Annotated in this window: 7 protein-coding genes, 1 tRNA gene and 2 pseudogenes; 7 read left to right on the top strand and 3 right to left on the bottom strand. The window is 59.9% G+C overall.

Annotated features, from left to right (window positions below; translation table 11 throughout):
* Window positions 1–127: 127 nt before the first annotated feature.
* Both DWA01_RS04635 and DWA01_RS04630 read right to left on the bottom strand, forming a co-directional pair.
* Window positions 128–532 (bottom strand): annotated as a pseudogene (locus DWA01_RS04635) (IS110 family transposase); the annotation flags it as partial.
* Window positions 533–1,046: 514 nt separating this feature from the next.
* A tRNA-Ser gene (locus DWA01_RS04630) sits at window positions 1,047–1,136 on the bottom strand.
* A 215-nt stretch (window positions 1,137–1,351) separates the two neighbouring features.
* Here DWA01_RS04630 and DWA01_RS04625 point away from each other — a divergent pair.
* From DWA01_RS04625 to DWA01_RS04595, 7 genes are read left to right on the top strand one after another with little or no spacing between them, the layout of a single operon-like run.
* Window positions 1,352–2,200: an SPOR domain-containing protein gene (locus DWA01_RS04625; protein WP_114284600.1), complete on the top strand. Its 849-nt coding sequence runs from the start codon at window positions 1,352–1,354 to the stop codon at window positions 2,198–2,200.
* A 14-nt stretch (window positions 2,201–2,214) separates the two neighbouring features.
* Entirely contained in the window at window positions 2,215–3,381 is a 1,167-nt protein-coding gene (locus DWA01_RS04620) for a D-alanyl-D-alanine carboxypeptidase family protein (RefSeq protein WP_114284597.1), read from the top strand.
* The gene (gene tmk / locus DWA01_RS04615) at window positions 3,381–4,001 is read left to right on the top strand and encodes a dTMP kinase (RefSeq protein WP_114284596.1); all 621 of its coding nucleotides are present in this window, start codon (window positions 3,381–3,383) and stop codon (window positions 3,999–4,001) included. Before DWA01_RS04620 ends, tmk begins: the two co-directional genes overlap by 1 nt.
* A complete protein-coding gene (locus DWA01_RS04610) occupies window positions 3,998–5,137 on the top strand; it encodes a DNA polymerase III subunit delta' (protein ID WP_114284595.1) in 1,140 nt (379 codons plus the stop codon). Before tmk ends, DWA01_RS04610 begins: the two co-directional genes overlap by 4 nt.
* Window positions 5,134–5,940, top strand: coding sequence for a TatD family hydrolase (locus DWA01_RS04605; protein WP_114284594.1), 807 nt, complete (start codon window positions 5,134–5,136; stop codon window positions 5,938–5,940). Before DWA01_RS04610 ends, DWA01_RS04605 begins: the two co-directional genes overlap by 4 nt.
* On the top strand, window positions 5,940–6,737 hold the full coding sequence (locus DWA01_RS04600) for an MBL fold metallo-hydrolase (protein WP_114284593.1): 798 nt from the start codon (window positions 5,940–5,942) through the stop codon (window positions 6,735–6,737). The genes DWA01_RS04605 and DWA01_RS04600 overlap by 1 nt, the downstream gene beginning before the upstream one ends.
* Window positions 6,737–7,675: an AEC family transporter gene (locus DWA01_RS04595; RefSeq protein ID WP_114284592.1), complete on the top strand. Its 939-nt coding sequence runs from the start codon at window positions 6,737–6,739 to the stop codon at window positions 7,673–7,675. Before DWA01_RS04600 ends, DWA01_RS04595 begins: the two co-directional genes overlap by 1 nt.
* A 262-nt stretch (window positions 7,676–7,937) precedes the next feature.
* On the opposite strand, the pseudogene DWA01_RS23420 reads toward DWA01_RS04595, so the two are convergent.
* A pseudogene (locus tag DWA01_RS23420) lies at window positions 7,938–8,159 on the bottom strand (hypothetical protein); the annotation flags it as partial.

The raw sequence follows: 8,159 nt of genomic DNA, 5'->3' as shown, positions 1-8,159 counted from the left end.
ACGAAACACGCTCGAAGCGCGGCGCTTGCATCACAGCCAACGCGCCGCATAATCAAACCAACCAGATGAGCCAGATGCTTGCTTAAATTAAGCCGCTCTTGGCCCCAAAAACTCTGCCGACGGACAGGTTGATCAGGCGGGTCCGGTTGTGCACGAGTCTTTCGCGGGAACGGCGCAGCGCCTGAAGGACGAGTTGCTCCTCCGATTTGATTGCCATGAACGGCATCGCCGGCCGCGTCGCGGCCTCTGCAATGGCCTCGGCATCGCGGTCGTCGTTCTTGTGAACCTTCATGTAGGGCCTGACGTAGAGTGGTGACATCAGCCGCGGCGCGTGACCATGCTGTAGGCAAAATCGGCCAAGATGGTGCGCGCCGCCGCAGGCTTCCATTGCGACAACACAGGCAGGCAATTTGACGATAAATTCCAGAAGCCGATGACGCTGGATACGTTTGCGAAATACGACCGCACCTCTGCTATCCAACCCAGAAAGGCTACAAACTACCTTGGCCAGATCAACGCCCAGAATCGAGATATCCTTCAGAACGCTCCTTCTTTTCCACTGTTCACCGCAACAGTAGCTGCGTTTTGGTGGGAAAGCAGTTCATCCCATTAGCTCAAAACCACTGGCAAGCAGCCTCTTGATCTCAGCGACAGCAATCAAAGTCAGGTCTGGCGTTTTGAGCTACGTCTTGGTTCCAAACAACTGCGTAACCGTTTTGAGATGCGCAACTGCCAGGATATCCACCACATGATGGGAGACGCCTTCACGGACGCGCTAAGCCGTCCGTGAAGATCGTCAAAGCATCCGTTTGAAACCGTGTTGGCGCTGCAACAACAGCGTACACGGCCATTGACTGCAAACGGCTGTTCGCCTCAGCCAAGCCTAGGAATTGAAATCTATACCACCAAGAAGATTTTGAAAAAGACTTCCACTATCTTCCGAAGCTTTATGACTTAATCCAAAACATACAGGGGGAATAATTGGGGGAAGACCAGGCTTCGATTGAGGATAAGTTAATAAAGATCAATCACTTAAGCCGCATTGGTGGCGGAGGAGGTGGGATTCGAACCCACGGTAGACTTTCACCTACGTCGGTTTTCAAGACCGGTGCATTCGACCACTCTGCCACTCCTCCGACAGGCATGGCTTTAGCGCGCCTTTTTCGATTCTGTAAGTCCTGTTCTGCACCGAAGCCCCGATTTTTTCACGCAGTTTATTGCCTGGCGCCGGGCTATGGCTTCCCATGCGCGGTGCCAGTGGTTAGACTGCGTGCCAAAAGACGGCCTGTTCAAGCAGGTCGCACAGGCAGAGGTCACGCCGGGTTCACACGACCCGCCGGAAGGGGCACAGATGGCAAGATTAAAATCGGGGCGCATGGCGCTGGCGCTGGCGGGCGTATTGGTGCTTGCCAGCTGTGTGGATACGGCGAACCTCGCCCGTCTCGAGAAACCGGAAACAATCGCGTCCGGCGCCCTTGAGCCTTTACGCTCTACCCGACTGGTCGAGCGCGATATTGAGGCACCAGATGTGTTTCAGGTTTCAGACCAGGGCTTGTGGGACGGACGGCCCTCACTTGGAGGCGTCTGGGTTGCCTTTGACACAGTCACCACCCCCGAGCGGGTGATTATCCGCAATACGGCAAACGGTAAATTTGTCATCGGCGCTTTGTTCCGCCGCGAGATTCACAACCCCGGGCCCGCGCTGCAGGTGTCCTCAGATGCCGCCGCTGCGCTTGGCATGCTGGCCGGCGCCCCGGCCGCCTTGAATGTCACCGCATTGCGCCGCGAAGAGGTGCAGCAAGACAGCGCTCCCGCCGCCGCTCTGGATTCAGCAGAAGTTATTGAAAACACCGCACCTGAGCCGTTGGTGACGGCCGCAGCTGCTGCCATTACCACCGCACAAAGCGCCGCGGATACCCCTGCGGCCCAGGCCGGGACCAACACAAACGCCACAGCCGCGTCTGAACTGGTCCGCCCCTCTGTCCAGATCGGAATTTTCAGTATTGAAGCCAATGCGATCCGAACAGCAGACCAGTTGCGCAAGGCAGGCATTGTGCCCGGCATCAAACCTGGCAACAGCGCTGGCAAAGCCTTTTGGCGCGTTGTGATCGGCCCCGCCAGTTCGGCCGTGGAACGCGATACATTGATAAAAACCGCTAAAGGTCTCGGCTATACCGACGCCTATGCCGTGACCCACTGATCCGGAGACCAAACATGCTGAACCACCTGCTCAAACTGATGCTGGTCCCGTTGGTACTGACCCTGGCGGCGCTGCCGCTCAGGGCGTTTGAAACCAGCGCGACCGCCGCCTATGTATACGATCTGACCACCGACACTGTGTTGCTGGAAAAACGCTCCGACATCGCCCTGCCACCGGCTTCGATGTCCAAACTGATGACACTCAACATGTTGTTTGAGGCGCTGCAAGACGGCCGTGTCACCCTGCAGACACGGTTCGCGGTCTCCACCCGGGCGAAAAACATGGGCGGTTCAACCATGTTCCTGAATGAGACCGACCGTCCGACCGTTGAAGAGCTGATCCAGGGCATTATCGTGCTGTCGGGCAATGATGCCTGTGTCGCGGTGGCCGAAGGGCTTGCCGGATCGGAAGACGCCTTTGCGCGCTTGATGAATGAACGGGCCCGTGACCTGGGCATGGAGAATTCCACCTTTGCCAATGCCTCAGGCTGGCCCGATCCAAATCAGCGCATGTCGATGAAGGACCTTGGCACTCTGGCCACACGTCTGATTACCGAGTTCCCCGAATATTACGGCTATTTTGCCCAGCGCGAATTCGATTTTGACGGCCGTGCGCCAGACAACCGTTTCAACCGCAACCCGCTTCTGCGCCTTGGCATTGGGGCCGATGGTCTGAAAACGGGCCACACGGATGAAGCCGGTTTTGGCCTTGTTGGCTCTGCAGTTCAAAGCGGCCGCCGCATCGTATTTGTGATCACCGGGTTGAACGCTGAAGCCGAACGTTCGCAGGAAGCCGAACGCGTGGTGAACTGGGCCTTCCGTCAGTTTGTCGAAAAGCCCGTGGCCGACAAAGGCCGTGAAATGGGCCGTGCCAAAGTCTGGATGGGTGATCAGCAGGAAATTGGCCTGGTGACCGCAGACGATGTCAGCTTGCTGTTGCCGGCGCTGCAACGCGACGCGCTGGATGCCGAGATTGTATACCGCGGCCCGCTTGAAGCCCCCATCAACAAAGGCGACATCGTTGCCGACCTGGTGATTTCGCGCGGCGAACTGCCCGATGCAACCGTGCCGCTGGTGTCTGACCGCACCATCATCCGCGGCGGTTTCCTGCCGCGCGTGCGCAGTGCAGCCACCGTGTTGTTCCGCAAGTTCGTCGACAAAGAAGGTCTGGTCCTGAACTGATGAGCGGCATTTTCATCAGCTTTGAAGGCATCGACGGCTCGGGCAAATCCACCCAGGCAAAGCGTCTCGCGGATGCTTTGCGCCATCTGGGGCTTGAGGTTTTACTGACGCGGGAACCCGGGGGCTCCCCCGGGGCGGAAGAAATCCGCTCGCTGGTGCTGGAGGGCGCCCCGGACCGCTGGTCGGCTGAAACTGAAATTCTGCTGTTCACCGCCGCACGCCGCGACCATCTGGAAAAAACCATCCTGCCTGCCGTGGCAGCAGGCAAAGTGGTTATTTGTGACCGGTTCGCCGATTCAACGCGCGTGTACCAGGGCATCACCCGGGGCGATCTGCGCGCCAAAGTGGACGTGCTGCACCGGGAAATGATTGGTCGCGAACCCGATCTGACGCTGCTGATCGACATGGACCCCCAAACGGGCCTGGCGCGCGCCAAAGGGCGTCAGACTGCTGAAGAGCGCTTTGAGGACTTTGGTCTCGACATGCAGGTTCGTATGCGGGCCGGGTTTCTCGATCTGGCGCAGGAATTTTCCAACCGGTTCCGGGTCGTCGACGGCGACCGCGATGCGGACGTGGTCGCCGATGAGATCACTGCTCTGGTGCGCAAGGCGCTGGTATGAGCGACGATCGGCTGCCCGAGGCCGACCGGGCGTCCGGCGCGCCTCACCCGCGCGAAACCAGCGCATTGCTGGGGCAACAGACAGCTGAGGCTGCGTTTCTGGAGGCGTTCAATTCAAACCGCCTGCACCACGGCTGGCTGGTCACCGGCCCCCGTGGTGTCGGCAAAGCCACGCTGGCATGGCGCATAGCGCGTTTTCTGCTGGCGCAACCGCTGGCGGAGGAAGGCGAGATGTTTGGCGCACCCCCTGCCCCGGACACGCTGGACGTGGCTGCGGATCATCCGGTGACGCGCCGCACCCTGGCGCTGTCTGAGCCACGCCTGTTCCTGCTACGCCGCGCCTACGACGCCAAAAAAGACCGTATCAGCCAGGACATCACCGTTGAAGAAGCGCGCAAGCTGAAGAACTTCTTTGCTATGTCCGCCGCCGACGGTGGCCGCCGGGTGGTGATCGTGGATGCGGCAGATGAGTTGAATACCTCTGCGGCCAACGCGCTGCTGAAACTGCTGGAAGAGCCGCCCGAAAACGCGTTTTTGTTGCTGATAAGCCATCAGCCCTCACGGCTGCTGCCAACCATCCGGTCGCGTTGCCGCGAATTGCGCTGTGCGCCGCTTGGCCCGGACGACATGTCGGCCGCGTTGCAGCAGGCGGGAGTGGACAGTGAAGACCTGTCCCCCGGCCTGTCCGAGCTCGCCGCCGGTTCAGCGGGCGAAGCGCTGCGCCTGGTGAATCTCGGCGGCATGGGCGTCTATCACGAGATCCTGACGCTGTTTTCCGAACTGCCGCGCGTTGACCGGCCCCGGGCGCTGAAACTGGCCGAAAGCTGTGTCGGGCGGACCAATGAAGCCCGCTTTGAACTGGTGCTGGGACTGATGGATCTGTTCCTGTCCCGGCTCGCGCGCAGCGGCGCCGGCCTTCCCCCCGCGACGGAGGCGATGAGCGGCGAAGCCACGCTTATGGCCCGCCTGGCGCCTGGCACACTTGCGGCACGCCGATGGGCGGAATTGCAACAGGATCTGGGTGCCCGCGCGCGCCACGGCAAGGCGGTGAACCTTGACCCTGCGGCGCTCATCCTTGATATGGTTCTGAAGATAAATGAAACGGCCGCAACATTGGCGGCACAAGGCGAACCATGACGCAGACACCTCAGATCACCGACTGCCACTGCCACCTGGACTTCCCCGATTTTGCGGAGGAGCTGCCTCAGGTGATCGATCGCGCTCTGGAAGCCGGCGTCACCCGCATGGTCAGCATCTGCACCAAACTGCGGCTGGAGCCACAAGTGCGCGCCATTGCGGATGCTTATGCACCAGTGTTCTACACCGCCGCCACCCATCCGATGTCCGCCGCCGATGAGCCAATGGCAACGGTAGAGGAACTGGTCGCCCTGGCGCAGCATCCCAAATTTGTCGGCATTGGCGAAACCGGGCTGGATTACCATTACACGTCCGAAACCAAAGATGTGCAGCAGGAAAGCCTGTGCATCCATATCGAGGCGGCGCGCCAGACCGGCCTGCCCCTGATCGTGCATGCCCGCGCCGCAGATGAGGACATGGCCCGCATTCTGGCCGAGGAACACCGCGCCGGCGCCTTTGGCTGTGTGATGCACTGTTTCAGCTCTTCGCGTGAACTGGCCGAAGCCAGCCTTGATCTGGGTTTTTACCTTTCGATGTCCGGCATCGCTGCATTTCCCCGCTCCAAAGAGCTGCGTGAGATTTTCGCCGCGGCACCGCTGGACCGTATTCTGGTGGAAACCGACGCGCCCTATCTGGCGCCCCCGCCCCACCGCGGCCGCCGCAATGAGCCCGCCTATACCGCGCTGACCGCCAAGATCGGCGCCGAGGCCTTCGGCGTGGACTACACAGAATTTGCCGCCCGCACCCAGGCCAATTTTGACCGGCTGTTCAGCAAAGCCGCCGCCTGGCAGGCCGCAAACTGATGGCAAAGCTGACTTTCACCATCCTGGGCTGCGGCTCCTCCGGCGGCGTTCCGCGCCTTGGCGGCCACTGGGGCGACTGCGATCCCACAAACCCGAAAAACCGCCGCAGCCGCTGTTCTATGATGGTGGAGCGTACCGACGACAACGGCACCACACGGGTGCTGATCGACACCTCTCCGGACATGCGCAACCAGTTGCTGGACGCCAATGTCGGTGAATTGCACGCGGTGATCTATACCCATGCCCACGCCGATCACATGCACGGCATCGATGATCTGCGCATGGTGGTTTACAATATGCGCCAACGGATCGACGTCTGGGCGGACGCGGAAACCCAGGCCGATCTGATGTTGCGTTTCAGCTATGCGTTTGTGACGCCGGACGGTTCTTCTTATCCGCCGATCCTGGACCTGCATCTGATTGACGGCGATGTCACAATTGAAGGGCCCGGCGGCGCGATCACCTTTTCACCCATCCGTGTCGGGCATGGCTCCATCGACGCTCTTGGCTTTCGCATCCACGATCTGGCCTACCTGCCGGACGCCATCGACATCTATGACGACGCCTGGAACAGCCTGAAAGACCTGGATTGCTGGGTGGTGGATGCGCTGCGCCGCGCGCCGCACCCCACGCACGCCCATCTGGAGATGACGCTCGGCTGGATCGAACGGGCGGCGCCGAGGCGCGCGGTGCTGACCAATATGCATATCGACCTGGATTATGAGACACTGAAGGCAGAAACTGCGGACCATATCACGCCGGCCTATGACGGCATGACCATCAGTTACGACATCTGATGCAGGCACTGATCAATGTCATCCTGCCGGTATTTCTGCTGCTCGGCTTTGGATATGTTGCTGCCTGGCGCAAACTAATTTCTGAACAGACCATCGACGGCATCATGCTGTTTGCGCAGAATTTTGCGGTGCCAACGCTGCTGTTCACCGCGATCGCACGGCTGGATCTTGGCCAAAGTTTCGACATTCCGCTTCTGATCACATTCTATACCGGATCATTTGCGGCATTTTTGCTGGGTTTTTTTGGCGCGCGTCTGCTGTTTAACCGCAGCGCACAGGACGCGGTGGCCATCGGCTTTGTCGGCATGTTTTCCAACACGCTGCTGCTCGGTCTGCCCATCACCGAGCGCGCCTATGGTGTCGACGCGCTGCAGTGGAATTTCATCATTATCGCGCTGCATTCACCGGTGATGTACACTTTTGGTATTTCGGTGATGGAAATCACCCGCTCGCGGGGCCAGGGCGTGTCGCCGGTTGCCCTTGGTGGCCGCATTAGCAAATCGCTGGCGACAAACCCGCTGTTGATAGGCATCCTCACCGGCCTGTTGGTCAACCTGTCCGGTGTGACGCTGCCCGCGCCGGTCTGGTCCGCCGTCGAAATGATGAACCGCGCCGCAATCCCCACCGCGCTGTTTGGCCTTGGCGGTGTTCTGCTGCGCTACCGCCCTGAAGGGGACGCCAAAGTCATCGCCTGGGTCGTGTTTGCATCGCTGATCCTGCACCCGTCGATTTCCTATGGTCTGGGCAGGTTTGTATTTGATCTCGACATCGGCCCTCTGCGCTCCGCAGTGCTGACCGCTTCAATGGCACCCGGCGTGAACGTGTACCTGTTTGCCAGCACCTACGGCACTGCAAAGCGGGTCGCCGCCAGCACTGTGCTGATTGGCACCGGCTTGTCTGTGGTGACGATCTGGCTCTGGCTGCTTATTCTGCCATAGATAAAACCTGCGTCACGGTCTCTCGCGCTTGCTCAACCGTGCACCGTAGATATCTGCAACCTGGCCTGTGGCCAGCAAAAGCCAGGCGTTACGTGCCACCCGCGCCCTTGACTGACTTTTGGAGGCCGATCAAAGGTCAACAAAGACGGGCATTGAACAGCCGGTCTGACTATTTCGCGCCTGCCGCGAAGTTCTGCTTCCCGCCCATACTGACGAAAAGTGCTTGGCGCAGCAATCGGACCGTTTCCCTCTGCCATAACTGTCACGAACGGCCCAAACCGGCCGTTCGTGACAGCCGCAGCGAATGGCTGGTCAGATCCCAAGACTGACGAGTCTTCCGCAATGCGACGAATGGCATGTGTGGATGGCCCCTGCATAGCAAGACATTTTTGAGATGATCGGCACTGTTGTCAGAAGCAGTCATGTGTCCGGCCTGTTTGCGCGGTTTTGACCGCTGGCCCTGAAGGGTTCCGCAAACCAGGTC

Source organism: Candidatus Halocynthiibacter alkanivorans (assembly GCF_003333265.1).
GTDB lineage: Bacteria > Pseudomonadota > Alphaproteobacteria > Rhodobacterales > Rhodobacteraceae > Halocyntiibacter_A > Halocyntiibacter_A alkanivorans.
The sequence above is the reverse complement of the archived record's forward strand: the minus strand, read 5'-3'. Positions and strand labels throughout refer to the sequence as shown.

Coding starts and splice junctions, on each gene's coding strand:
- DWA01_RS04620 (WP_114284597.1), top strand. CDS start 2,215: ATGCTGAACCACCTGCTCAAACTGATGCTGGTCCCGTTGGTACTGACC.
- DWA01_RS04600 (WP_114284593.1), top strand. CDS start 5,940: ATGGCAAAGCTGACTTTCACCATCCTGGGCTGCGGCTCCTCCGGCGGC.
- tmk (WP_114284596.1), top strand. CDS start 3,381: ATGAGCGGCATTTTCATCAGCTTTGAAGGCATCGACGGCTCGGGCAAA.
- DWA01_RS04625 (WP_114284600.1), top strand. CDS start 1,352: ATGGCAAGATTAAAATCGGGGCGCATGGCGCTGGCGCTGGCGGGCGTA.
- DWA01_RS04610 (WP_114284595.1), top strand. CDS start 3,998: ATGAGCGACGATCGGCTGCCCGAGGCCGACCGGGCGTCCGGCGCGCCT.
- DWA01_RS04595 (WP_114284592.1), top strand. CDS start 6,737: ATGCAGGCACTGATCAATGTCATCCTGCCGGTATTTCTGCTGCTCGGC.
- DWA01_RS04605 (WP_114284594.1), top strand. CDS start 5,134: ATGACGCAGACACCTCAGATCACCGACTGCCACTGCCACCTGGACTTC.